The following is a 24,503-nucleotide window of genomic DNA, read 5'->3' as shown; positions in this document are numbered from 1 at the left end:
CCGCAGTGGAAACGCACAGCGGCGCTCGGGCGCAGGAACCAGGGAGGGGCCGACATATGTCGGCCCCTCCCGTCGCATGTTTGGTGCTCCCGTACCGCGGGTACAAGTCCGGTACCGATAGGTCGGTCCAGCAGTGCGCCGCCCTCGCATCGAATGCACCGCGTGCCGCGCTTGGCACCGGCGAGGCGAAAGCGACACTGCTGATGGATCCGACGTATTTCGAACGGCTCATCGCCGCACTCTGGACGAGGTGTTCTCCACGCCCCCGATGGGCTCCCGCCCTCGGTGACGGGTGGATGAAAGCCCCGAGCCCCGTGCCTGCCGACCGTGTCGTCAGCATGCGCGCTCCGGAGTCACCGCGCGAATCAGCGCAGGTCGCCGGCTCGTCTTCAGCTCGGCATCGGATGCACACAACGCTCGCGCAGTGGGAGGCGGCGCCCCTCCGCTGTCGAGAGCACCGGCGCTACGGCCGCGGTCGGCAGCAGTAGCCGACTCCGACCGGCCACCGGAATACGCGAAAGAAGAAAGAGGAAGATCATGCGAATCGCGATGGTATCCGACGACATCAGCCCGCTCGCCACCTGCGGGCGTGCGGACACGGACCGCCGGAAAGCGCATAGTGCCGAGTTGTTCGCCGCTCTCGCCCGTGCGGGCCACGACGTGACCGTCTACACCCGGCGCGACAATCCTGATCTCCCCGAACGCGTCACCACAGCTCACGGATACACGGTGGTCCATGTACCCGCGGGCCCGGCAGCCCCGCTGGCGGAAGACGAAGTGCTGCCGACGATGGGCACGTTCGCAGGCTTCCTGGAAGCGGACTGGATGCGGCACCGTCCCGACGTCGCGCATGCGCATTCGTGGACATCGGGAATCGCCACCCAACTCGCCGCCCGAGCGCTCTCCCTCCCTACCGTGCAGACCTTCGCCACCCTCAGCGTTGCCGAATCCGCGCTGCAATCCGGTGGGGAGATGGACCTTTCGAGCCGGATGCGGCTCGAACGTGTGCTGGCGAAGGGAGCACATCATGTGGTCGCGACGTGCTCGGAACAAGTCTTCGAGTTGTCTCGGATGGGTCTGCCACGAACGCGGGCATCGGTAGTCCCGTCCGGCGTCGACGTCGACCACTTCACCGTCGCCGGATTCGGCACGGTCCCGTCGTCCCGTGGACGGTACCGGCTCGTGGCGGCGGGGCGGCCGGCGCCGGAGGACGGGTTCGACACCGCCGTCACGGCGTTGTCGCTGCTGCCCGACACCGAACTCGTCATCGCCGGGGGAGCCGCGCACGACGACGCGGCGGCGGACGAAACGGACCGATTGCTCGCGCTCGCCGACGAACTCGGGGTGCGCGAGCGAGTGCACATGGAGGGGCACGTCACGCGAGACAGGATGCCCGCATTGTTGCGTTCGGCCGACGTGGTGCTGTGCCCGTCGCGGTACGAACCGTTCAGGATCGTGGCGCTCGAGGCCATGGCGTGCGGACGCCCGGTGGTGGCGACCGCAGTCGCGAGCCTGCGCGACATCGTGGTCGACGGGGTGACCGGGCTCCTCGTACCACCGCGCTCCCCGCACGCCGTCGCTACGGCCGTACGGGAACTGATCGCTGATCCGGTGCAGCACGGCGCTTTCGGTGTCGCGGGGCGCGATCGTGCCGAAACGCGCTATTCCTGGGGACGGGCCGTCGTCGACCTTGTCGGTGCCTACGAACGCGCTGTCCGGCAGTCCCTCGCCGAACCCGTCACGGTCCGCGCCGGCGCCTCCCGGTCGGGAGCACTGTGAGACCGGCGGCAGCGAGCGCTTCGGACCGGCCTCCGGCGACACGCGTCCCGACGCCCGCCGGATACGCCCCGCTCGCCCGGTGAGCCTCTAGCATCGGGCGCGTGACCGCCGCGCCCGACAGCACCAGCCCCTCCGCGCCGCTGCGGATACTCCTCTACAGCGACGACGCGGGTGTGCGCGCGCAGTTGAGGTCGGCGCTCGGAGACCGGGTGCACCCCGACCTGCCCCGGTTCGAGTACCTCGAAGTGGCCACCGCGCCGGTGGTGATCGCACATATGGACGCGGGCGACGTCGACCTCGCGATACTCGACGGTGAGACGGCGCCCGCGGGCGGACTCGGCATCGCGAAACAGCTCAAGGACGAGATCGATCCGTGCCCACCGATCGTGGTGCTCACAGGCAGAGCCGATGACGCGTGGCTCGCGTCCTGGTCACGTGCCGAGGCGGTCGTCACGCGCCCGATCGATCCACTGACGCTCGCCCGTGAAGTGGTACGACTGCTGCGTCCGGCCGGCCGCTGAACCGCCCGCGGGCCGATACCGAACCGACCGCTCCGTACCGAACGGCGCGCACGAACCTACCCCATCCGTACCTCGCTTCCGAGCGGACACGCGCGACGGAATTCTGCATCCGAAATCGCTGACAACTGCGGCACGAACGCTACTAGTGTGTGTGCGGTAGCTCACATGTGACCGAGTTGTCCCGGATTGCCGGGCTCGGGCACCGGGGACCGAGGTTCTGTGACTACGGCACGACCGGGAGACGTCAGCGGAACCGGAGGTGGCGATGAACGTCTATGTACCGATCCTGGTGCTGGGAGCGATCGCTGTCGCGTTCGCGGTGTTCTCGGTGGTCGTCGCGTCGATAGCCGGGCCGAGTCGCTACAACCGGGCCAAGCTCGAAGCCTACGAATGCGGCATCGATCCGACACCGCAGCCCGTCGGAGGCGGACGTTTTCCCGTCAAGTACTACCTCACGGCCATGCTGTTCATCATTTTCGATATCGAAATCGTCTTCCTGTATCCGTGGGCGGTGAATTTCGACGCGCTGGGCGTGTTCGGACTGCTCGCGATGGGGTTGTTCATGGTCAATGTGTTCGTCGCGTACGCCTACGAATGGAAACGCGGCGGACTCGCCTGGGAGTAGCCCGCGTGACGCACCGGCCGAGGGCGGTGTCGTCGAAGTGGCTGCGCGCGAAAGTGATCCACACCAACGACGCAAGTGGTAGGAGTCGAACATGGGTCTCGAGGAGAAGGTGCCGAGCGGATTTCTGCTGAGCACGGTCGAAACCCTCGCAGGATTCGCACGCAAGGGTTCGCTGTGGCCGGCGTCCTTCGGACTCGCGTGCTGCGCGATCGAAATGATGTCCACCGCGGGAGGCCGCTACGACCTCGCACGATTCGGAATGGAAGCCTTCCGGGCGTCCCCCCGGCAGGCCGACGTCATGATCGTCGCCGGCCGGGTGAGCCAGAAGATGGCGCCGGCGCTGCGCCAGGTCTACGACCAGATGGTCGAGCCCAAATGGGTGCTCTCCATGGGGGTGTGCGCATCGTCGGGCGGCATGTTCAACAATTACGCCATCGTCCAGGGCGTCGACCATGTGGTGCCGGTCGATATCTACCTACCCGGGTGCCCCCCGCGCCCGGAAATGCTGATCCACGCGATTCTGGCGCTGCACGAGAAGATCGCGCACATGCCTCTCGGTGCCAACCGCGCGGACGCTGTGCGCGCAGCCGAGGAGGCCGCACTCTCGGCACGCCCGCTCATCGAGTTGACGGTGCCTCGGCGATGACGGGCGAACACCCCACTGAGGCCGGCCGGGAACAGATCGGCCCCGAGACCGGCAGGGAGCAGATCGATGTCCGGCGCGGCATGTTCGGTGCCCGCGACAGCGGCGACACCTCCGGGTACGGGCGCCTCGTACGGAGGATCACCCTGCCCGGCAGTTCGCCCCGGCCCTACGGCGGCTATTTCGACGACGTGGCCGACGCCCTCGACGATGCGCTCGCGCCCACCGCGGGGGAGGGATTCGCCGACGCGGTCGAGAAGATCGTCGTCTTCCGCGACGAAATGACGATCCATGTCCGCCGAGAGCATCTGCCGCGTGTCGCCCTCGCCCTGCGCAACGACGCCGCGTTGCGGTTCGAACTGTGCCTGGGAGTCAGCGGGGTGCACTATCCGGAGGAGACCGGCCGCGAACTCCACGCGGTGTACGCCCTCATGTCCATCACGCACAACCGGCGCGTGCGACTCGAAGTCACTGCGCCGGAGTCCGATCCGCACATCCCGTCGCTCTACGCCATCTATCCGACCAACGACTGGCACGAGCGTGAAACGTACGACTTCTTCGGGATCAGGTTCGACGGTCACCCCGCGCTGACCCGCATCGAGATGCCCGACGACTGGTCCGGGCATCCCCAGCGCAAGGACTACCCGCTCGGCGGGATCCCCGTGGAGTACAAGGGCGCCACCATCGCGCCTCCGGACGAACGGAGGGCATACAGCTGATGAGCGACACAGCAGCCACGTCCGGCGGCGCGCGTGACGACACCACCATCCTCACCGCATCCGGCCAGGACTGGGACGAGGTCGTCACGGCCGCCGCGGCGGCGGGTGAAGACCACATCGTGGTCAACATGGGCCCGCAGCACCCGTCCACGCACGGCGTCCTTCGGCTCGTCCTCGAGATCGACGGCGAAACCATCACCGAAGCGCGATGCAGTATCGGCTATCTGCACACCGGTATCGAGAAGAACGTCGAATACCGCAACTGGACGCAGGGCGTCACGTTCGTCACCCGCATGGACTACCTCGCGCCGTTCTTCAACGAGGCTGCGTACTGCCTCGGCGTGGAGAAACTGCTCGACATCACCCATCTCGTGCCCGAGCGGGCCGACGTCATCCGGGTGATGCTCATGGAACTCAATCGGATTTCCTCGCACATGGTCGCCCTCGCGACCGGAGGCATGGAACTCGGCGCCACCACGCCGATGCTGTTCGGCTTCCGCGAGCGCGAACTGATCCTCGACGTCTTCGAAACCATCACCGGACTTCGGATGAACCACGCGTACATCCGGCCGGGCGGGCTGGTCCAGGATCTCCCGTCCGACGCGGTCCCGAAGATCCGCGATCTGCTGGCGATCCTGCCCTCGAGGATCCGCGACATGGAAATGCTTCTCGACGACAACCCGATCTTCATCTCGCGCACCCGGGGTATCGGCTACCTCGACCTGACCGGGTGCATGGCGCTGGGGGTCACCGGGCCGATCCTGCGGTCGACCGGACTGCCGCACGACCTGCGCAAGGCGCAGCCGTACTGCGGATACGAGAACTACGAATTCGACGTGGTCACCGACACCGGCAGCGACTGTTACGGCAGGTACCGGATCCGGATCGGTGAAATGAAGGAGTCGCTGAAGATCGTCGAACAGTGTCTCGACCGGCTCCGCCCGGGCCCGGTGATGGTGGAGGACAGGAAAATCGCGTGGCCGTCGCAACTCACCCGCGGCGGCGACGGTCTCGGCAATTCCCCCGAGCACGTCCGCCGGATCATGGGCACGTCCATGGAGGGACTGATCCACCATTTCAAGCTCGTCACCGAAGGACTGCGGGTGCCCGCGGGCCAGGTGTACGTCTCGGTCGAGTCGCCTCGCGGCGAATTGGGGGTCCACATGGTCAGCGACGGCGGCACACGGCCCTACCGGGTGCACTACCGCGACCCGTCGTTCACGAACCTCCAGGCGGTGGCCGCGATGTGTGAGGGCGGCATGGTGTCCGACGTGATCGCCTCGCTCGCGAGTATCGATCCGGTGATGGGTGGGGTGGACCGATGAGCACCGAATACGTCCACAAGGGAGACACACCCGTTCCCACCGGAGGGCAGGAACCGGTCTTCCTTCCGCTCGGGCCGCGACCGGAAGAAGACGCCTCGATCGTGCGCCCCGGTGCACGCCGGAGCTATCCCGACGACGTGCTCGCCCGGCTCGAGAAGGATGCCGCCGAGATCATCGGCCGCTACCCCCACGGCCGCTCCGCCCTGCTTCCGCTGCTGCACCTCGTCCAGGCCGAGGACAGCTACATCACGCCCGCAGGACTCGAATTCTGCGCCCGGCAACTGGGATTGTCCGGCGCGGAGGTCGCTGCGGTTGCCACTTTCTACACCATGTACCGGCGCAAGCCCACCGGCACCTACCACGTCGGAGTGTGCACGAACGCGCTCTGCGCGGTCATGGGCGGTGACGAGATCTTCGAAGCGGTGCGGGATCATCTCGGCGTCGCCAACGGCGAGACCACCGAGGACGGCGCGATCACGCTCGAGCACATCGAATGCAACGCCGCCTGCGATTTCGCCCCCGTGATGACCGTCAACTGGGAACTGTTCGACAACGCGTCCGTGGAGTCCGCGGTCGACCTCGTCGGCGACCTCCGTGCGGGGCGGCCGCCTCAGCCCACCCGCGGCGCCGCGCTCACGACGTTCCGCGACACCTCCCGGTTGCTCGCCGGATTCCCCGACGAACGCGACGGCGCGCTCGAAGCCGGCGGCACCGCAGGTGGCGCCTCGCTGGCCGGTCTGCGCGTCGCTCGCGATCGCGGTATGGCCGCCCCGCCGGCGCCACGCGACGGTGACGCCCGCGCCGACAGCGATCTCGGGAACGTGGGGACGGCTCTGACGCCCGTGCTCACGCGGTCCTGGGGCGACGACGAGGCGTGGACTCTCGACGCGTACCGCCGTCAGCACGGTTACGAGGCGTTGCCGATCGCCCTCGGCATGGAACCCGACGCCGTGGTGTCGGCGGTCAAGGACGCGGGCCTGCGCGGGCGTGGGGGCGCGGGGTTCTCCACCGGCACCAAGTGGTCGTTCATTCCGCAGGGTGACGACAAGCCCCACTACCTCGTCGTCAACGCTGACGAATCCGAGCCCGGAACCTGCAAGGACATCCCGCTCCTGTTCGCCACTCCGCACGCCCTCCTCGAAGGAGCGATCATCGCGGCCTACGCGATCCGCGCGCGGCACGCGTTCGTGTACCTCCGCGGTGAGGCTGTTCCGGTACTGCGGCGGTTGCAGGCCGCTGTCGCCGACGCGTACGCCGCCGGGTACCTCGGCAACGACATCCTCGGCTCCGGATACGACCTCGATCTCGTCGTGCACGCCGGCGCCGGCGCCTACATCTGCGGTGAGGAAACCGCGCTGCTCGACTCGCTCGAAGGTCGCCGCGGGCAGCCGCGTCTGCGGCCGCCGTTCCCGGCGGTCGCGGGTCTGTACGCGTGCCCCACCGTGGTCAACAACGTCGAATCCATCGCCAACGTGCCGCCGATCATCCGCAACGGAGTCGAGTGGTATCGGTCGATGGGCACCGAGAAGTCTCCGGGCTTCGCCCTGTTCTCCTTGTCCGGGCACGTCACGACCCCGGGGCAGTACGAGGCTCCGCTCGGGATCACGCTGCGCGAACTGCTCGAGTACGCGGGCGGTGTCCGTTCCGGTCACGAGCTGAAGTTCTGGACTCCGGGCGGATCGTCCACACCGATCTTCACCGCCGAGCATCTCGACACACCGCTCGACTACGAAAGTGTCGGCGCCGCAGGGTCGATGCTCGGGACACGTGCCCTGCAGATCTTCGACGACACGACGTGCGTGGTCCGGACGGTGTTGCGCTGGAGCGAGTTCTACGCCCACGAGTCGTGCGGGAAATGCACCCCGTGCCGCGAAGGCACGTGGTGGCTCGTGCAGATCCTCGAGCGGCTCGAGGCGGGCCGGGGCACCGAAGAGGACCTCGCCACCTTGCTCGACATCTCCGACAACATCCTGGGCCGGGCGTTCTGCGCACTCGGCGACGGCGCGACGAGTCCGATCACCTCGTCGATCGGATACTTCCGCGACGAGTACCGCGCGCACGTCGAACAGGGCTGCTGCCCCTTCGATCCGCACAGCGCCACACTCGCCGCCGGCGCAGTACGCGAGGAGACTTCATGAGTTCAGCTCCAGGAACGGACCCGGTCGGCGCCGCCCCGGCGGACGATCAGGTCACCGTCACCATCGACGACATCGAAATCCGTGTTCCCAAGGGAACATTGGTGATCCGCGCGGCCGAACTCGTCGGCGTGCAGATCCCTCGCTTCTGTGACCACCCGTTGCTCGACCCGGTCGGAGCGTGCCGGCAGTGCCTGGTGGACGTCGAAGGGCAGCGCAAACCGCTCGCCTCGTGCACCACCGTGGTGACCGACGGCATGGTCGTCCGGAGCCAGGCCACCTCGCCGGTGGCGGACAAAGCGCAGCGCGGTGTCATGGAGTTGCTGCTCATCAACCATCCGCTCGACTGCCCGGTGTGCGACAAGGGTGGTGAATGCCCGTTGCAGAACCAGGCATTGAGCAACGGTCGCGCCGAATCCCGGTACATCGAAGAAAAGCGCACGTACCCCAAGCCGATCGCGATCTCGTCGCAGGTGCTGCTCGACCGGGAACGCTGCGTCCTGTGCGCGCGCTGCACCCGCTTCTCGGACCAGATCGCCGGCGATCCCTTCGTCGACATGCTCGAGCGTGGGGCACGGCAACAGGTCGGGATCTACACCGAAGAACCGTTCGAGTCGTACTTCTCGGGAAACACCGTGCAGGTCTGTCCTGTCGGGGCGCTCACCGGCGCCGCCTACCGGTTCCGGGCGAGGCCGTTCGATCTCGTGTCCAGCCCGAGCGTGTGCGAACACTGCGCCAGCGGCTGCGCACAGCGCACCGACCATCGTCGCGGCGTGGTGCTCCGGCGACTCGCCGGCGACGATCCGGAGGTCAACGAGGAGTGGAACTGCGACAAGGGCCGGTGGGCGTTCGCGTACGCCACGCTGCCCGACCGGATCACCGGTCCGCTGGTTCGCGACGAGTCGGGTGAACTCGTCCCCGCGTCCTGGCCCATGGCACTGGCGGTGGCGGCGCGCGGCCTGAAAGCCGCCCAGGGCGCGGCCGGGGTACTGGTCGGCGGGCGGCTCACCCGGGAGGATGCCTACACGTACGCGAAATTCGCCCGCGTCGCGCTCCGGACCAACGACATCGACTTCCGGTCCCGGGTCCACTCGGCGGAGGAGACCCGGTTCCTCGCCACCCGCGTCGCGGGGCGCGGCGTCGGTGTCACCTATCGCGACCTCGAGAACGCGCCGGTCGTGCTCCTGGTCGGTGTCGAACCCGAAGAGGAATCGCCCATCGTGTTCCTCCGGTTGCGCAAAGCCGTCCGGGCCGGGCGCACCGCGGTCTGGGCCGTCGCACCGTATGCCGGTGCCGGTGCGAAGAAAATGCAGGCCCGCGTGCTCGGGTGCGTACCCGGCACCGAGGCGGAACTGCTCGACGCGCTGCGCTCGGGTGACCGGCAGGATGTCGACACCGACCTCCTGCGCCGCGACGGAGCACTCGTTCTCGTAGGGGAGCGTCTTGCCGGTGCCCCGGGCGGACTCACCGCCGCCGCCCGACTCGCCGACGCCACGGGTGCGCGCCTGGCGTGGATCCCGCGGCGCGCCGGGGAACGCGGCGCACTCGATGCGGGCGCGTTCCCGGCGTTGCTTCCCGGTGGCCGTGCCGTCACCGACGCCGACGCGCGGCGCGAGGTCGCGACGGCATGGAATCTGCCTTCGGCGGACGATCTTCCGGACGTTCCCGGCCGCGACACCGCCGCGATGCTCGAGGCCACGGCAGCGGGCGATCTCGGCGCTCTGGTCGTCGCCGGGGTGGAGATCGCCGATCTGCCCGACCCGGACGCGGCGCGGGCGGCGCTCGTCGCCGCGCCGTTCGTCGTCAGTCTCGAAATGCGCCGCAGTGAGGTCACCGACCGTGCCGATGTCGTATTTCCCGTCGCGTCCGTGGCCGAAAAGTCCGGCACGTTCGTCGACTGGGAGGGCAGGGCACGACCCTTCGGAATCGCACTGCGCGAGGCCGACTCGATGCCCGACCAGCGTGTACTGCACGCGATCGCCGACGCCATGGACATCGATCTCGGTGCGTCCGACACCGCCTCGGCGCGAACCGAACTCGGCCGTGTGGGTGACCGTCCGGCACCGGACGCACCGCTTCCCGACGTCGTCTCCACCGAACGCGAACGCCCCGGACCGGGCGAAGCGGTTCTGGCCACCTGGCGGATGCTGCTCGACGCGGGACGGCTCCAGGACGGTGAGCCGAATCTCGCCGGGACCGCGCGGGTACCGGTCGTGCGGCTGTCGGAGCCGACGGCCGCCGAGATCGGTGCCCGCGACGGCGAATCGATCACGGTGTTCACCGAACGCGGTGAGATCACATTGCCGCTCGTGATCGACGCGCTCCCCGAGCGGGTGGTCTGGCTCCCGACGGCCTCGCCCGGTGCGGGCGTCCACGAACACCTCGCCGCGACGGCCGGTGACGTGGTGGGTATCCGTGCCGCGCTTCCGGATACGGAGGTACCGCAATGATCATCTCCGCCGACCGGTCCGTGCCCACAGCGCGGGAGGTCGACCTGTCGATGTTCGGGATCGACCCCTGGTGGCTCGTGATCGTCAAAGCCCTGCTGGTCTTCGCCTTCCTGGTGCTCACCACGCTCGTGCTGATCCTCGCGGAACGCAAGGTCATGGCATGGATGCAGATGCGGGTCGGACCGGACCGGGTCGGACCGAAGGGACTGCTGCAAACCGTCGCGGACGGCATCAAACTCGGTCTCAAGGAAGGCATCACCCCGAGCGGGGTGGACAAACCCCTCTACCTGCTTGCGCCCGTGCTCGCGACCGCCCCCGCGCTCATGGCCTTCGCGGTCATCCCGTTCGGTCCCGTGGTGTCCGTGTTCGGAGAACGCACGCCGCTGCAGCTGACCGACCTTCCCGTCGCCGTGCTCTACATCCTCGCCGTCACCTCGATCGGTGTGTACGGGATCGTGCTCGCCGGATGGGCGTCGGGATCGACGTACCCGCTGCTGGGCGGATTGCGTTCGACGGCGCAGGTCATTTCGTACGAGATCGCGATGGGACTGTGTTTCGCCGCCGTCTTCCTGCTCGCCGGCACCATGTCGACGTCGGGGATCGTCGCCGAGCAGACGGGGATCTGGTTCGCTCTGCTGCTGTTGCCCGCATTCCTCATCTACTGCGTGTCGATGGTCGGTGAGACGAACCGGGCGCCGTTCGACCTTCCCGAAGCTGAGGGCGAACTCGTCGGTGGGTTCCACACCGAATACTCCTCGCTCCGGTTCGCGATGTTCATGCTTGCCGAGTACGTCAACATGATCACCGTCTCCGGGCTGGCCACCACGCTGTTCCTCGGTGGCTGGCGCGCGCCGTGGCCGCTGAGCATCTGGGACGGAGCGAACACCGGATGGTGGCCGCTGCTGTGGTTCGTCGTGAAGATCTGGCTGGTGCTGTTCGTGTTCGTGTGGCTCCGGGCCACGCTGCCCCGCCTGCGATACGACCAGTTCATGGCACTGGGATGGAAGGTGCTCATCCCGATCGCCGTGGTGTGGGTGATGGTGGTCGCCGTCATCGTTCTTCTCGCCGGCGAAGGACGCCTGCCCGGCACCGCATCGCTCGTCGTCGCGGGCATCGCCGTCTCGGCGGTGTCGTTCTGGTACCTCGGGTACCGCTGGCGTCGTGCGGCCGACCCCCGAAACGACCCCGGCACCGGCACAGCCGGGCCGCCCGTCCGGCACGACCCCACGATGGGCGGATACCCGGTGCCTCCCTTGCCCGGGCAACTGCCCGCGAGTGCGCCGGCCACAACCCAGGAGGAGAGCAATGTCTGAATTCCTCGGCCCGCTCGCCGGTTTCGGCGTGACCTTTTCGACCATGTTCAAAAAGCCCAACACCGAGTTCTATCCGGAAGAAAAGAATCCGACCGCCGAGCGTTACCACGGTCGCCACCAGCTCAATCGGTACGCGGACGGACTCGAGAAGTGCATCGGGTGCGAACTCTGCGCGTGGGCGTGCCCGGCCGACGCCATCTACGTCGAGGGAGCGGACAACACCGAGAGCGAACGGTATTCGCCGGGTGAGCGATACGGACGCGTCTACCAGATCAACTACCTGCGCTGTATCGGCTGCGGACTGTGCATCGAGGCGTGCCCCACCCGCGCCCTGACGATGACCAACGACTACGAGATGGTCGACGACAACCGCACCGATCTGATCTACGACAAGGATCGCCTTCTCGCGCCGCTCCAGGACGGAATGCAGCCGGCGCCGCATCCCATGTCGCCGGGCGCCACGGACGAGGACTACTACCGCGGCACCGTCCCGCCGGTGGACGACAGCGATGCGTCGGCTCCGACGGAAGGGCAACAGTGATGGGTGCGCCGGGAACAATGCTGCTCGCCCAGGAACTCACCCGCACCTCTACCGGGGAAGGGGTGCAGTTCTGGATTCTCGCGACCGTCGCGGTGATCGGTGCACTCGGCGTCGTCGGCGCGGCGAAGGCCGTCTATTCGGCGATCTTCCTCGCGATGACCATGGTGGTGCTCGCCGTGTTCTACATCGCCCAGGGAGCGTTGTTCCTCGGTGTCGTGCAGGTGGTCGTGTACACCGGTGCCGTCATGATGTTGTTCCTGTTCGTGCTCATGCTCGTGGGCATCGACTCGTCGGACTCGCTGGTCGAGACACTGCGCGCACAGCGCGTTCTCGCCATCGCGGTGGGAATCGGCTTCGGGGTGCTGCTGATCGGCGGACTCGGAAACGCTGCGGTGACGGGCTTTGTCGGCTTCGACTCCGCCGACGCAGCCGGAAATGTCGAAGAACTCTCGGTACTGCTGTTTTTGGACTACGTCTGGGCCTTCGAACTCACCGGCGCTCTGCTGATCACCGCGACCATCGGCGCGATGGTGCTCGCGCACCGGGAACGGCTCGGGCCGCGGCGCACCCAGCGTGAACTCTCCGAGGAACGGTTCCGCAACGGCGGCCGGGTGACTCCGCTGCCCGGACCGGGCGTCTATGCCCGGCACAACGCCGCCGACGTTCCGGCGATGCTCCCCGACGGCTCGTTCGCGGACAGTTCCGTCGGTCCGCTGTTGCGGCGGATCGGGCGCGGCTGGGGGCCTGCCGATCTCGGCATCCCGGGCCCCGCGGAGCAAGGGGAGGCCCGGCCTGACCGTGACGAGGGGGAACGGCCGTGAATCCGGAGAACTATCTCTACCTCTCGGCATTGCTGTTCACGATCGGCGCCTCCGGAGTGCTGTTGCGGCGCAACGCGATCGTCGTCTTCATGTGCATCGAACTCATGCTGAACGCTGCGAATCTCGCCTTCGTCACGTTCGCGAGAATGCACGGCAACCTGCACGGTCAGGTCTTCGCCTTCTTCACGATGGTGGTCGCTGCAGCCGAAGTGGTGGTGGGACTCGCGATCATCGTCACCATCTTCCGGACTCGTCGCTCCGCCTCGGTGGACAACGCGGATCTTCTCAAATACTGACGGTCGCCCCCAAAGGACGGTGAGAGTGACGAACCACGACGCGCCGAGAGGACACAGGACATGAACTCGTTCCCCTCGTCGGCACTCTGGTTGATCCCCGCGATCCCACTGTTCGGGGCAGCGGTACTACTACTCGCGGGGCACCGCAGCGACAGGTGGGGTCACCTGCTCGGCTGCGGCACCGCACTCGTGTCGTTCGTACTCGGGGCGGTGGTGTTCGCGCAGATGCTCGGCACGGACGCCGACGCACGCAGCACCGGGCAGACCCTGTTCGAGTGGGTGTCCGTCGGCGGGCTGCAGGTCGACTTCGGGCTCCGGATCGACCAGCTGTCGGTGTGTTTCGTGCTGCTGATCACCGGGGTGGGGGCGCTGATCCACCTCTACTCGGTCGGATACATGGCTCACGACGCCGCCCGGCGGAAGTTCTTCGCGTACCTCAACCTGTTCCTCGCGGCGATGCTGGTGCTCGTTCTCGCCGACAACTTCCTCGTCCTGTACCTCGGCTGGGAGGGCGTGGGTCTCGCGTCGTACCTGCTGATCGGTTTCTGGCAGCACAAGCCCTCCGCGGCGACGGCCGCGAAGAAGGCGTTCGTGGTCAACCGCGTGGGAGACATGGGACTGCTCGTCGCGCTCATGATCATGTTCGCCACCTTCGGCTCCCTGGACTACGACACGGTGTTCGCTGCCGTACCGGACGCGAGCGAGGGGATCGTCACCGCGCTGGGCTTGATGCTGCTGCTCGCCGCATGCGCGAAATCGGCACAGCTGCCGCTGCAATCGTGGCTCGGCGACGCGATGGAAGGCCCGACTCCCGTCTCGGCGCTCATCCACGCGGCGACGATGGTCACCGCCGGCGTCTATCTCATCGTCCGGGCGAACACGGTCTTCGAGGCCGCGCCCGCCGCGCGGCTCGCCGTGGTGATCGTCGGCGCTGCCACGTTGTTGTTCGGCGCGATCATCGGCTGCGCGAAGGACGACATCAAGAAAGCGCTCGCCGCGTCCACGATGAGCCAGATCGGGTACATGGTGCTCGCCGCCGGGCTGGGACCCGCCGGATGCGTCTTCGCGATCCTGCATCTGCTCACCCACGGATTCTTCAAGGCGGGGTTGTTCCTCGGCGCGGGCTCGGTGATGCACGCGATGAACGACGAGACCGACATGCGACGATTCGGCGGGCTGCGGACGGTCATGCCCATCACCTTCGCCACGTTCGGTCTCGGATACCTCGCGATCATCGGGGTTCCGCCGTTCTCCGGGTTCTTCTCCAAGGACAAGATCATCGAGGTCGCCTTCGCCGAGGGCGGTGTGGGGGGAGCCGTACTGGGGAGTGCGGCGCTGCTCGGCGCGGGGCTGACCGCGTTCTACATGAGCCGCGTCATGATCATGACGTTCTTCGGAGAACGGCGGTGGGACGAACCCGTCGAACCGCACGAAGCACCGCGGATCATGACGTGGCCGATGATCGTGCTTGCGATCGGATCGGTGGCCGCGGGGGGTGCGCTGGTCGCCGGCGGGGCGCTCGAGCACTGGCTCGAACCGGTGGTGGGGGTCGCACCGCACGGCGGCGGGTTGCCGGTGTGGCTGGTCACGACGCTCACTCTCGCTGTGGTCGCGATCGGAGTCGCCGTGGCGTACCGGCAGTACGCGACGCGGCCGGTGCCGGAATCCGCCCCGGTCGACGTGTCGTCGTTCACGACTGCCGCCCGCCGGGACCTCTACGGCGACACCGTGAACGAAGAGGTCTTCATGCGACCCGGGCAGGTGGCGGTGAGTGCGCTCGGTGAGGTCGAAAGCCGCGGAATCGACGGCACGATCGACGGAACGGCCGCCGTCGTCGGTGGTGTGTCCCGCCGGTTGCGTTGTCTTCAGACCGGGTTCGTCCGGTCGTACGCCCTCTACATGTTCGCGGGCGCCACGATCGTCGTCGGCGCCCTGATGCTGGTGAGACTGTGATGGGGGTGAAGCGCTCGTGACCACCGTGCCCTGGCTGACGATCCTGTGGGTCCTCCCGCTGATCGGCGCAGTGCTCGTCTTTTCTCTGCCTGCCCGGATGGCCTCCGGGGCGAGGATGCTCGGGCTCGGGGTGGCTGTCGCGGTCCTGCTCGTCGGTATCGGGCTGGCTGCCGGCTTCGATCCGTCCGGTGACCGTTTCCAGTTCGTCGAATCACAGCCGTGGATACCGTCTTTCGGTTCCGGATACCGGCTCGGCATCGACGGCATCGCCCTCGTGCTCGTCCTGCTCACAGCAGCCCTGGTGCCACTGCTCATGATGGCGGGGTGGAACGACGGCCGTGACTCCGACGAACGGGACGCCGACGAACGATATGCCCACGCTCGTGAGTCCGGCGACCGCGCAGAACGGTCACGGCCCCGCTCCGCGCACACCTATGTCGCGCTGATACTGCTCGTCGAATCGATGGTGCTGGTCTCGTTCACGGCACTGGACGTGCTGCTGTTCTACGTGTTCTTCGAGGCCATGCTCATCCCGATGTACTTCCTCATCGCGGGTTTCGGAGGCCGGGGCAGCGACCGTGGTACCCGGTCGCGCGCCGCCGTGAAATTCCTGCTTTACAACCTGCTCGGTGGTCTCGTCATGCTCGCCGCCGTGGTCGGCCTCTACGTGGTGACCGCGCGGGCGGGACTGGGCAGCGACCCCGGGTTCGGCACCTTCGACATCCGGGTGATCACCGAGGCCGCAGCGGCCGGGGATCTCGGTGTCGCACCGGTCGTACTCAACTTCCTGTTCCTCGGTTTCATGGTTGCTTTCGCGGTCAAGGCGCCGCTGTGGCCGCTGCACGGATGGCTTCCCGACGCGGCGGTGCAGACCACCCCGGCGGCCGCGGTGCTCATGATGGCGGTGGTCGACAAGGTCGGCACCTTCGGCATGCTGCGGTACTGCCTGCAATTGTTTCCGGAAGCGTCGGTGTATTTCGCGCCCGTGGTGGTCACGCTGGCGGTCGTGGGAATCGTCTACGGCGCGATGCTCGCGATCGGCCAGACGGACGTGATGCGGCTGATCGCCTACACCTCCATCTCGCACTTCGGTTTCATCGTGCTCGGCATCTTCGCGATGACCGCGCAAGGTCAGACCGGGTCGACGCTGTACATGGTCAACCATGGCGTCTCGACCGCAGCATTGTTCCTCATCGCGGGATTCCTGGTCTCGCGCAGAGGTTCCCGTGCGATCGCCGCCTACGGCGGGGTGCAGAAGGTGGCTCCCGTCCTGGCCGGCACGTTCCTGGTCGCGGGCCTGGCGACGCTCTCGCTTCCCGGTCTGGCACCGTTCGTGAGCGAGTTCCTCGTCTTCGTCGGCACGTATCCCCGCTACCAGGCCGCCGCCGTGATCGCGACCGTGGCGCTGGTCCTCTCCGCCCTCTACATCCTGTGGCTGTACCAGCGCATGATGGGTGGCCCGGTCCGCGGCGACACGTCCGGTGACGCCGCACCGCACGGCACCCGCGTCACCGACCTGGTGCCGCGCGAAATCGCCGTGGTGGCACCGCTCATCGCTGTACTGCTGTTCCTCGGTCTCTACCCCCAGCCGGTACTCGACGTGATCACACCCGCGGTCGACGCCACGCTGATCTCCATCGACCTGGACCAACCCGAGCCGACCGTTCCGTCGGACAGTCCCGTAGCCGAGCACGGCTCGGGTGACGGCACCGAGGAAGGGGCCCACGAGTGATACTTCCCGACAGCGGAGCCGCGCTCGCACAGTCGTTGCCGGCGCCCGACATCGACTACGGCATGCTCGCGCCGATGCTGTTCGTATTCGCGGCTGCGGTCCTCGGAGTCCTCGTCGAGGCCTTCGTTCCGTCCCGGGCGCGATACGTCACGCACGTCGTACTGAGTCTCGGTGCACTGATCGCCGCACTCGTAGCGGTCGTGCTGCTGATCGGCACCCGAGGGTGGACGGTGGGCGGGGCAGTCGTGATCGACGGCGTCACGCTCTTCCTGCAGGGCTCGATCCTGGTGGTGTCGGTGCTGTCCATCGGGCTCGTCGCGGAACGCGGCGTCGAGACCGCGCCTCTCCCGGAACCCGACGGCGGGGGTGCGCCCCTGCGCACCGACGCATTCGCACCCCAAGCCGCCGCGCTGCCCGGCAGTGTCGCCGAGCGTGAGGCGACCGCGGCGGGAATCACCCGTACCGAGGTGTTTCCCCTGGCACTGTTCGCGATCGGCGGCATGCTGCTCTTTCCCGCGTCGGGCGACCTGCTCACCATGTTCGTCGCGCTCGAGGTCCTGTCGTTGCCGCTGTACCTGCTGTGCGGACTCGCCCGCCGGCGTCGGCTGCTCTCGCAGGAAGCGGCACTGAAATACTTTCTGCTCGGGGCGTTCTCGTCGGCGTTCTTCGTCTACGGAATCGCCCTCCTGTACGGCTACGCGGGCACGGTGCAACTGCCCGGGATCGCCTACGCGGTCACCGCGGGAATCGGAGACGAGACGGTCGCGCTGATCGGCGTCGGCCTGCTGTCGGTCGGGTTGCTGTTCAAAATCGGTGCGGTGCCGTTCCATTCGTGGACCCCGGACGTCTATCAGGGAGCGCCCACACCGATCACCGCCTTCATGGCCGCCGCGACGAAGATCGCCGCATTCGGTGCCCTCATGCGAGTGCTGTACGTCGCGGTGCCGGGCCTGAGCGACGACTGGCGCCCCATCCTGTGGGCCGTCGCCATCGCGACGATGCTCGTCGGGGCGGTGCTGGCGGTGACCCAAACCGACGTCAAGCGCATGCTCGCGTACTCGGCCATCAGCCATACGGGATTCGTGCTCACCGGCGTCGTGGCCTCGAACGCGGTCGGGGTGGCGGCCACACTGTTCTATCTGTTCGTCTACGCCGTGGGTGCCGTCGGCGTGTTCGCGGTGGTCAGCCTGGTCCGCGACCCGGACGGCGAGGCGTGGGATCTGTCCCGGTGGGCCGGTCTGGGCAGGAGGTATCCCGCCCTCGGCGCGGTGTTCGCGTTGTTCCTGCTCTCGCTCGCAGGTATCCCGCTCACCAGCGGGTTCATCGCGAAGTTCGCGGTGTTCGGTGCTGCGGTCGCGGGAGGCGCGGTCCCGTTGGTGATCGTCGGTGTACTGGCCAGTGCCATCGCCGCGTACTTCTACGTCAAGGTGATCGTGCTGATGTTCTTCAACGATCCACCCGAGTCGCCACCGGAGTTCGCGGCGACGAGCACGTCCACAGGTGCGGTGGTGGCGTTCGCGGCGGTCATCACCGTTCTGCTGGGCATCATGCCTTCCCCGGTGCTCTCCCTTGCGGAGCAAGCCGTCGGATTCCTGCAGTAGCGGTCCGACGATCACCCCTGCGGCGGGTCGTGAGCCCGACGATCAGAGCCGGTGCACGCGCTCCGACGACAGGTGATGCGACACCGGTGTGCCGGTGCGAGCGAGGTGCACAGGGTCGAGGTTGAGGCGGCGCAGCAACTGGGCGTTGAGGGCCACCACGATGGTGGAGATCGACATCAGGATGGCGGCGACCGCGGGTGAGATTGCGATCCCGGCGAAGGCCAGTACCCCGGCGGCGAGCGGCACGGCGACGACGTTGTAGCCGGCCGCCCAGACCAGGTTCTGCCACATCTTCCGGTAACTGGCGTGGGAGAGTTCGATGATCGACAGCACCGCCCGGGGGTCGTCGGCCGCGAGGACCACCCCGGCGGATTCGATGGCCACGTCGGTGCCGGCGCCGATGGCGACGCCGACGTCGGCGCGCGCCAGAGCGGGTGCGTCGTTGACGCCGTCGCCGACCATCGCGACGGTGCGACCGCGCTGCTGTAGTTCGGCGACCTCGGCGTCCTTGTTCTCGGGCAATACCTCGGCGAACACCTCGTCGATGCCGAGGTCTGCGGCCACGGCTTCCGCGACCTGCCGGGCGTCGCCCGTGATCATCGCGACATCGATTCCGCGGGCGTGCAGAGCGTCGATCGCCTGCCGGGATTCGTCGCGGACCGCATCTTCGAGCGCCACGGCGCCGAGCACGCGGCCTGCGAGCACGACGTGCAGGACCGCTGCGCCGCGCCGGACCCAGCCACGGGTGACTCCGGCGACGTCGTCGGGCACCGACAACCGTAGGTCGGAGAGCATCGCCGGGCCACCGACGATCACTTCCGTGCCGTCGACGAGCGCACGCACCCCGCGCCCCGGCAAGGAACGGAAATCCGTGGCGCCCAGACGGTCGGGCGCGGCAACCCGGTCGTCGGCCGCAGCCACGATCGCACGGGCCACGGGATGTTCACTGTCCGCTTCGACTGCGGCGGCCAGGGCGAGCAGGTACGCGTCGCCGGTGTCCGCCGTGGCGGCGACCCCCGTGACGCGCGGGCGGCCTTCGGTCAGCGTGCCGGTCTTGTCGAACAGAACCACATCGACAGTGCGCATGCGTTCCAGCGCGAGCCGGTCCTTGACCAGCACCCCGGCCTGCGCGGCCCGCGTGGTGGAAATGGCGATCACGAGTGGAATGGCAAGACCCAGAGCATGAGGACAGGCGATGACGAGAACGGTGACGGTGCGGACCACGGCCTCGTCGAAGTTCCCCAGCAGCGACCAGATCAGGAACGTCAGCACGCCCGCGCCGGCAGCGAAGTAGAACAGGAACGCAGCAGCCTTGTCCGCGAGCGCTTGGGCACGGGAAGAGGAGGCCTGGGCGTCGGCAACCAGACGCTGGATACCGGCCAGTGCGGTGTCGTCGCCGACCGCGGTGACCCGCAATCGCAGGGCGCTGTCGGTGGTGACGGTACCCGCGACCACCGTGTCGCCGGCGCTTCGGGCGACAGTCTTGGATTCGCCGGTGATCATCGACTCGTCGACCTCTGCACGCCCCTCGACGACGGTGCCGTCGGCGGGCACGCGGGCTCCGGCGCGCACCAGCACCAGATCGCCGGTGGACAACTCGCTGAGGGGGACTTCGCGGGTCCCGTCGTCGGTGATCTTCTCCGCGGTGTCCGGGAGCATCGCCGCCAACGCTTCGAGGGCTCCGGACGCCGATCCCAGGGCGCGCATCTCCAGCCAGTGCCCCAGCAGCATGATCACGATCAGCAGGGCCAGTTCCCACCAGAAGTCCAGTTCGAACCCACCGATTCCGAGCGTGGTGACCCACGATGCGACGAACGCGACGGTGATCGCCATGGCGATCAGCAGCATCATTCCCGGCCGGCGGGAGCGCAGTTCGGCCCAGCCCCCGGTGAGGAAGGGCATACCCCCGTAGAAGAAGATCACCGTGCCCAGAACGGGCGGAATCCACGAGGCGCCCGGGAAATCCGGCAGGTGGTAGCCGAGCAGGTCGGCGACCATGTGGCTGAATGCGACCACGGGCACAGACAGGACGAGGCTGATCCAGAATCGGCGGCGGAACATCGCGGCGTGACCGGCATGTCCCATATGCCCGCCGTGGTCGGCGTGTCCGGTGTGACCGCCCTGTTCCGCGTGGGCCGGATGCTCGCCGTGGGTGACGTGCTCGGCGTGCGTGGCCGTGGCCGAGTCCGGATGGGAGTGACCGGGTTCCGGATGCGACATGAGTCTCCTCCCGACCTGCGGATCGATCTGCCGCCGCGCGGACCGCCACCGAAAGTCCCGGCGGATGTGCACGGGCGCTCCGATCGATTGTGCGCCCGGAGCGCCGACCTCGGGACGGGTTGGGCGACTCCGTCGGCTGCGGGTCGTTGCACCGACCCCGGGTGGGGTGCTGTCATCGAACACACGGATCTACGGGAGGGGCAGAGGTGACTGCCGTCGAGGAGTTCGAAGACCTGCGTCCACTGCTCTTCGCCATCGCCTACCGCATCCTCGGGAGCGTCGCGGAGGCCGAGGACGCCGTCCAGGAAACCTGGGTGCGATACGACGCATCCGGAACACTGCCGGAGTCGCCTCGAGCGTTCCTGTCCACGGTCGTCACGAGGGTGTCGATCAACGTGCTCGAATCGGCCCGCGCGCGCCGCGAACAGTATGTGGGGGAGTGGCTTCCGGAGCCGATACTCGACGAGCCCTACGACGATCCGCAGCGCTCGGCAGAGCTGACGGAATCGGTGTCGATGGCGGCGCTCGTCCTGCTCGAGCGCCTGACCCCCCTCGAGCGCGCCGTCTTCGTGTTACGTGAAGCATTCGGATTCGGTTTTGCCGAGATCGCCGACATCGTCGACCGATCGGAGGCGGCGTGCAGGCAGCTTGCGGTGCGAGCACGCCGTCACGTCGACCGCGGCGCGGCACGATTCGATGCCGATCCGCATGCCCACGAACAGCTCACCGCGCGATTTCTCACGGCGTTTCAGGACGGTGACGTCGACGGCATGCGCGACCTGCTGGCCGCCGACGTGCACCTTGTGGCCGACAGCGGCGGCAACGCGCCGGCGGTGCGGAGGGTTGTCGTCGGCGACGACAAGGTCATGCGTTTGCTCGCCTCGTATGTGGCGCCCATGGCGCAGATCGGCATGGTGCTCGAGCCTCGAAACATCAACCGGCATCCAGGTGTGATCGTGCGCGACAACAGCGGTGCCATCGTGCAGGTCATGTCTTTCGACATCGCCGACGGAAAGATCGGCGCGGTCCGGGTCGTGATCAACCCGGACAAACTCGCGCACCTCGGGCGGGTCGCGGACGTACGCGCGCTCGCGCAGCAGCTCCGCGACCTGCAACGACCGTGAACCCACGGGCCCGATTCTCTGCAACCGTGTCACAAACACCGATCCTGTCTTGTCTTCGATGACGAGGGCTCGACACGGAGCCACGTAGGGATCGGAGAAATGATGTCTCAGCCACGCCCCCGCGTCGTCGTGATCGGCGGCGGATACGCCGGAGCTGCCGCAGCCGGTCGCATGAGCCGGAAGGCGGCGGTCACCGTGATCAATCCTCGGCCGCACTTCGTCGAACGGACCCGGCTCCATCAGTTCGCAGTCGGAAACCATCATGCTTCCGGCGACTACCGCACACTCCTGGGGAAAGGAACAGAACTGCTGGTCGATACCGTGACACGCATCGAATCCCGCATGCGGACAGTTCATCTCGCCACCGGCGACTCCGTCGGGTACGACTACCTGATCTACGCCGTGGGGAGCACCGCGACACGGCGGGCCACCGTGCCGGGGGTCGAAGAATTCGCCTACCCGGTAGCGGAATTCGAGCACGCAGAGCGCCTTCGGCACGCCCTGAACACGCTCGACGCCGAGGCGGTGATCACGGTGGTCGGCGCAGGGCTCACCGGTCTCGAAACAGCCGGGGAACTCGCCGAGCAAGGCCGTCGGGTCCGTCTCGTGTGCAGCGGTGTCATCGGCCCGGTGCTGACCGGGAGAGCACGCCGCGCCACGCACGAACGTCTGTCGAACCTGCACGTCGAGGTCCACGAGAATGCACGTGTGGTCCGGGTCGGCCCGGATGAGTTGGCGCTCGGGGACGGTACGGTTCTGCCCAGCGCGGTCACCGTCTGGACCGCCGGATTCGGGGTTCCCCAACTCGCCCGCGCGAGCGGGTTCCGCACGGATACGCTCGGCCGGATCCTCACCGACGAGACACTGACGAGCATCGACGACGATCGTGTGATCGCCGCAGGAGATTGCGCAGCCCCCTCGGGCGACCCGGTGCGGATGGCATGCCAGTCTGCACTTCCGATGGGACTCACCGCGGCCGATACGGTTCTCAGCCGTATCGCGGGCGAGGAACCCGCGACGCTCGACCTCGGATTCAACGGCATCGGTATCAGCCTGGGACGACGCTCGGGCGTCGTCCAGTTCCACGAGCGGGACGACACCCCGAAGGATCGAGCATTTGCCGGCCGGATTGCCCTGTCGATCAAGGATCTCGGGCTGAAAGCCGCCATGGCGGGCCTTCGCGTGGAGGCACTACGTCCGGGCACCGTTGCCTTGCCGGGAGGCGGCCGGCATCCCTCCGATACCCAGGCGCGTACCGCTGACCCTGCTCACGCTGCCACCGAGGACAGCGCTCCGTTCTCCGACACGCGCTGACAAAAGGGTCGCCGGCGCGCGGCGCGTTGCGTGACCGGACGACGGTGAGGGCCCGGGGTGCCATGGCACGGCCCGGGCAGGGGAGTCAGCGCATCCACAGTCGCGGCTCGCGGTACCGCCCGGCGCCCACCTGCGGCGCGACGATGTCGTCGAACGCGTCGATCAGGTGCTCGGGAAACCATCGGGGATCGGTGTCCGCGGTGGTCGCCACCACCGTCAGTTGACGCTCGCGTGCCGTGACCGCCAGGTCGGTGAGCGCGACACGGGATCGGGCATCCAGCGCCGCGACCGTGGCTGCGAGGTCGGCCACGAGCAACAGGCGAGGCCGCACCACCACGCCGGCTGCGAGCTCGGTGACCACCCGGGACATCTGTGCGGGTGTCACGGCGGAAAGGCACGCAGCGGACTGCCGGGCATCGAGCCCCGTCAGCCAGCCGTGCCGACGGTGCGGATCGAGCACGACCACGTCATGCGTGCCACACGACAGGGCGTTCATGGCCGCCAGGTCGAGGGCGACGCTGGGCGGGGCGAGTCGCTCGTCGCGCGCGATGAGGAGATTGCGCCCGGCCGACAGATCCCAGGACACCGGCATGCCCGCACTGTCGCGGCCGAACGGAATCAGGGTCCGGCGGGCGGGGGCGGCCGCAGTGCATGTAGATGCGCCGCGCGGCAGCCCGTCGCCCGGCGCTCGCGCCGGGCGTGCGGGGGCAGCGCCGGAACAAGCTCGGGGTGCGGGGGGAATGACCGGCGGCGTCATGGTGGGAGTCCGTTCCGTGTCGGTGAGGTGCGAGGCAATCTCCGATACGGCGCAACCCTAGACGGGACCTCCGACAGAATCCGGGCCCGCTCCCGTGAGCGGGACTGCCGCGATGCGTGCCATGCCCGGTGGCGAGCACACCGCGACGTGCGCTATTGCGGCGGTGCCAGCGGTTCCAGTTCGAAAGCCGGATGCAGGTGTGCCTCGGCTTCGAATCTTCCGCGGGCGCGTTCTTCTCGGCGCGGAAATAGTCCCGGGTAGCCGAGGCGACGGCGACATAGTGCTTCAGGACGGGTCCTGCCTCGTGTGCCGAGATTTCCCGCACGGAATAGTCGTGGCTGCGGAACCTGCGCGTCAGACGGACGTGGCCCGCGGCGCGGGCGTTGTGAACCCAGGGAACCGCGCCGTACGGCGCGACCAGCCAGCGCCGGCCGTCGTGCCGGACGACCGTCACCGGGTTGGTGCGAGGTCGGCCCGTGTGCCGGCCCCGGGTGGTCAGCAGGTGGGTGTGGGGCACGACGCCGGCGCGTACCAGCGCACTCATGACAGTGTTCTCGAGGCGATGCGCGCGACCCCGGCTGTAGGTCCGGATCTTCCGTGGTTGCCCGTCGGGAGCGGACGGGTCGCGCCGGTC

Annotated in this window: 20 protein-coding genes; 17 read left to right on the top strand and 3 right to left on the bottom strand. The window is 67.9% G+C overall.

Annotated features, from left to right (window positions below):
* Window positions 1-537: 537 nt before the first annotated feature.
* The 15 genes from HF877_RS04825 to nuoN all read left to right on the top strand — a co-directional run bounded on the left by HF877_RS04825 (window position 538) and on the right by nuoN (window position 18,454).
* On the top strand, window positions 538-1,779 hold the full coding sequence (locus HF877_RS04825) for a glycosyltransferase (protein WP_169620051.1): 1,242 nt from the start codon (window positions 538-540) through the stop codon (window positions 1,777-1,779).
* A 92-nt stretch (window positions 1,780-1,871) separates the two neighbouring features.
* Window positions 1,872-2,300, top strand: a complete 429-nt coding sequence (locus tag HF877_RS04820) for a response regulator transcription factor (RefSeq protein WP_169620366.1) — start codon at window positions 1,872-1,874, stop codon at window positions 2,298-2,300.
* 265 nt (window positions 2,301-2,565) lie between these two features.
* The gene (locus HF877_RS04815) at window positions 2,566-2,925 is read left to right on the top strand and encodes an NADH-quinone oxidoreductase subunit A (RefSeq protein ID WP_169620050.1); all 360 of its coding nucleotides are present in this window, start codon (window positions 2,566-2,568) and stop codon (window positions 2,923-2,925) included.
* Window positions 2,926-3,016: 91 nt separating this feature from the next.
* A complete protein-coding gene (locus HF877_RS04810) occupies window positions 3,017-3,571 on the top strand; it encodes an NADH-quinone oxidoreductase subunit B (protein ID WP_169620049.1) in 555 nt (184 codons plus the stop codon).
* Window positions 3,568-4,287: an NADH-quinone oxidoreductase subunit C gene (locus HF877_RS04805; RefSeq protein WP_169620048.1), complete on the top strand. Its 720-nt coding sequence runs from the start codon at window positions 3,568-3,570 to the stop codon at window positions 4,285-4,287. Before HF877_RS04810 ends, HF877_RS04805 begins: the two co-directional genes overlap by 4 nt.
* Complete coding sequence (nuoD, locus tag HF877_RS04800; protein ID WP_169620047.1) at window positions 4,287-5,612, top strand: NADH dehydrogenase (quinone) subunit D; 1,326 nt, start codon at window positions 4,287-4,289, stop codon at window positions 5,610-5,612. Before HF877_RS04805 ends, nuoD begins: the two co-directional genes overlap by 1 nt.
* Window positions 5,609-7,750 carry an NADH-quinone oxidoreductase subunit NuoF gene (gene nuoF, locus HF877_RS04795; protein ID WP_169620046.1) on the top strand — a complete coding sequence of 714 codons (2,142 nt, stop codon included), beginning with the start codon at window positions 5,609-5,611 and terminating at the stop codon, window positions 7,748-7,750. Before nuoD ends, nuoF begins: the two co-directional genes overlap by 4 nt.
* Window positions 7,747-10,197 (top strand): NADH-quinone oxidoreductase subunit G, encoded by a 2,451-nt coding sequence (locus HF877_RS04790; RefSeq protein ID WP_169620045.1) that lies wholly within the window; start codon window positions 7,747-7,749, stop codon window positions 10,195-10,197. Before nuoF ends, HF877_RS04790 begins: the two co-directional genes overlap by 4 nt.
* On the top strand, window positions 10,194-11,510 hold the full coding sequence (gene nuoH / locus HF877_RS04785) for an NADH-quinone oxidoreductase subunit NuoH (RefSeq protein WP_169620044.1): 1,317 nt from the start codon (window positions 10,194-10,196) through the stop codon (window positions 11,508-11,510). The genes HF877_RS04790 and nuoH overlap by 4 nt, the downstream gene beginning before the upstream one ends.
* Window positions 11,503-12,051: an NADH-quinone oxidoreductase subunit NuoI gene (nuoI, locus tag HF877_RS04780; RefSeq protein ID WP_169620043.1), complete on the top strand. Its 549-nt coding sequence runs from the start codon at window positions 11,503-11,505 to the stop codon at window positions 12,049-12,051. The genes nuoH and nuoI overlap by 8 nt, the downstream gene beginning before the upstream one ends.
* Window positions 12,051-12,872 carry an NADH-quinone oxidoreductase subunit J gene (locus tag HF877_RS04775; RefSeq protein WP_169620042.1) on the top strand — a complete coding sequence of 274 codons (822 nt, stop codon included), beginning with the start codon at window positions 12,051-12,053 and terminating at the stop codon, window positions 12,870-12,872. Before nuoI ends, HF877_RS04775 begins: the two co-directional genes overlap by 1 nt.
* Window positions 12,869-13,168 (top strand): NADH-quinone oxidoreductase subunit NuoK, encoded by a 300-nt coding sequence (nuoK, locus tag HF877_RS04770; RefSeq protein WP_169620041.1) that lies wholly within the window; start codon window positions 12,869-12,871, stop codon window positions 13,166-13,168. The genes HF877_RS04775 and nuoK overlap by 4 nt, the downstream gene beginning before the upstream one ends.
* Window positions 13,169-13,228: 60 nt before the next feature.
* Window positions 13,229-15,121, top strand: a complete 1,893-nt coding sequence (gene nuoL / locus HF877_RS04765; RefSeq protein ID WP_169620040.1) for an NADH-quinone oxidoreductase subunit L — start codon at window positions 13,229-13,231, stop codon at window positions 15,119-15,121.
* 16 nt (window positions 15,122-15,137) lie between these two features.
* Entirely contained in the window at window positions 15,138-16,853 is a 1,716-nt protein-coding gene (locus HF877_RS04760; RefSeq protein ID WP_169620039.1) for an NADH-quinone oxidoreductase subunit M, read from the top strand.
* Complete coding sequence (nuoN, locus tag HF877_RS04755; protein ID WP_169620365.1) at window positions 16,853-18,454, top strand: NADH-quinone oxidoreductase subunit NuoN; 1,602 nt, start codon at window positions 16,853-16,855, stop codon at window positions 18,452-18,454. Before HF877_RS04760 ends, nuoN begins: the two co-directional genes overlap by 1 nt.
* A gap of 42 nt (window positions 18,455-18,496) precedes the next feature.
* Here the strand turns inward: nuoN and HF877_RS04750 are convergent, their stop codons facing one another.
* The gene (locus tag HF877_RS04750) at window positions 18,497-20,539 is read right to left on the bottom strand and encodes a heavy metal translocating P-type ATPase (RefSeq protein WP_240952042.1); all 2,043 of its coding nucleotides are present in this window, start codon (window positions 20,537-20,539) and stop codon (window positions 18,497-18,499) included.
* Between the two features lie 341 nt (window positions 20,540-20,880).
* Here HF877_RS04750 and HF877_RS04745 point away from each other — a divergent pair, with 341 nt between their 5' ends.
* Together HF877_RS04745 and HF877_RS04740 are read left to right on the top strand one after the other, a co-directional pair.
* Window positions 20,881-21,798, top strand: a complete 918-nt coding sequence (locus tag HF877_RS04745) for an RNA polymerase sigma-70 factor (protein ID WP_169620037.1) — start codon at window positions 20,881-20,883, stop codon at window positions 21,796-21,798.
* A gap of 99 nt (window positions 21,799-21,897) precedes the next feature.
* Window positions 21,898-23,112: an FAD-dependent oxidoreductase gene (locus HF877_RS04740; protein WP_240952027.1), complete on the top strand. Its 1,215-nt coding sequence runs from the start codon at window positions 21,898-21,900 to the stop codon at window positions 23,110-23,112.
* A gap of 85 nt (window positions 23,113-23,197) precedes the next feature.
* Here the strand turns inward: HF877_RS04740 and HF877_RS04735 are convergent, their stop codons facing one another.
* Complete coding sequence (locus HF877_RS04735; RefSeq protein WP_346765077.1) at window positions 23,198-23,698, bottom strand: hypothetical protein; 501 nt, start codon at window positions 23,696-23,698, stop codon at window positions 23,198-23,200.
* On the bottom strand, window positions 23,580-24,413 hold the full coding sequence (locus HF877_RS21260; RefSeq protein ID WP_240952038.1) for a nitroreductase family deazaflavin-dependent oxidoreductase: 834 nt from the start codon (window positions 24,411-24,413) through the stop codon (window positions 23,580-23,582). Before HF877_RS21260 ends, HF877_RS04735 begins: the two co-directional genes overlap by 119 nt.
* Window positions 24,414-24,503: the final 90 nt, after the last annotated feature.

Origin of the sequence: Rhodococcus sp. BL-253-APC-6A1W, assembly GCF_012843405.1 — a bacterium.
In the GTDB taxonomy this organism is placed as follows: Bacteria; Actinomycetota; Actinomycetes; order Mycobacteriales; family Mycobacteriaceae; genus Rhodococcus.
The sequence above is the reverse complement of the archived record's forward strand: the minus strand, read 5'-3'. Positions and strand labels throughout refer to the sequence as shown.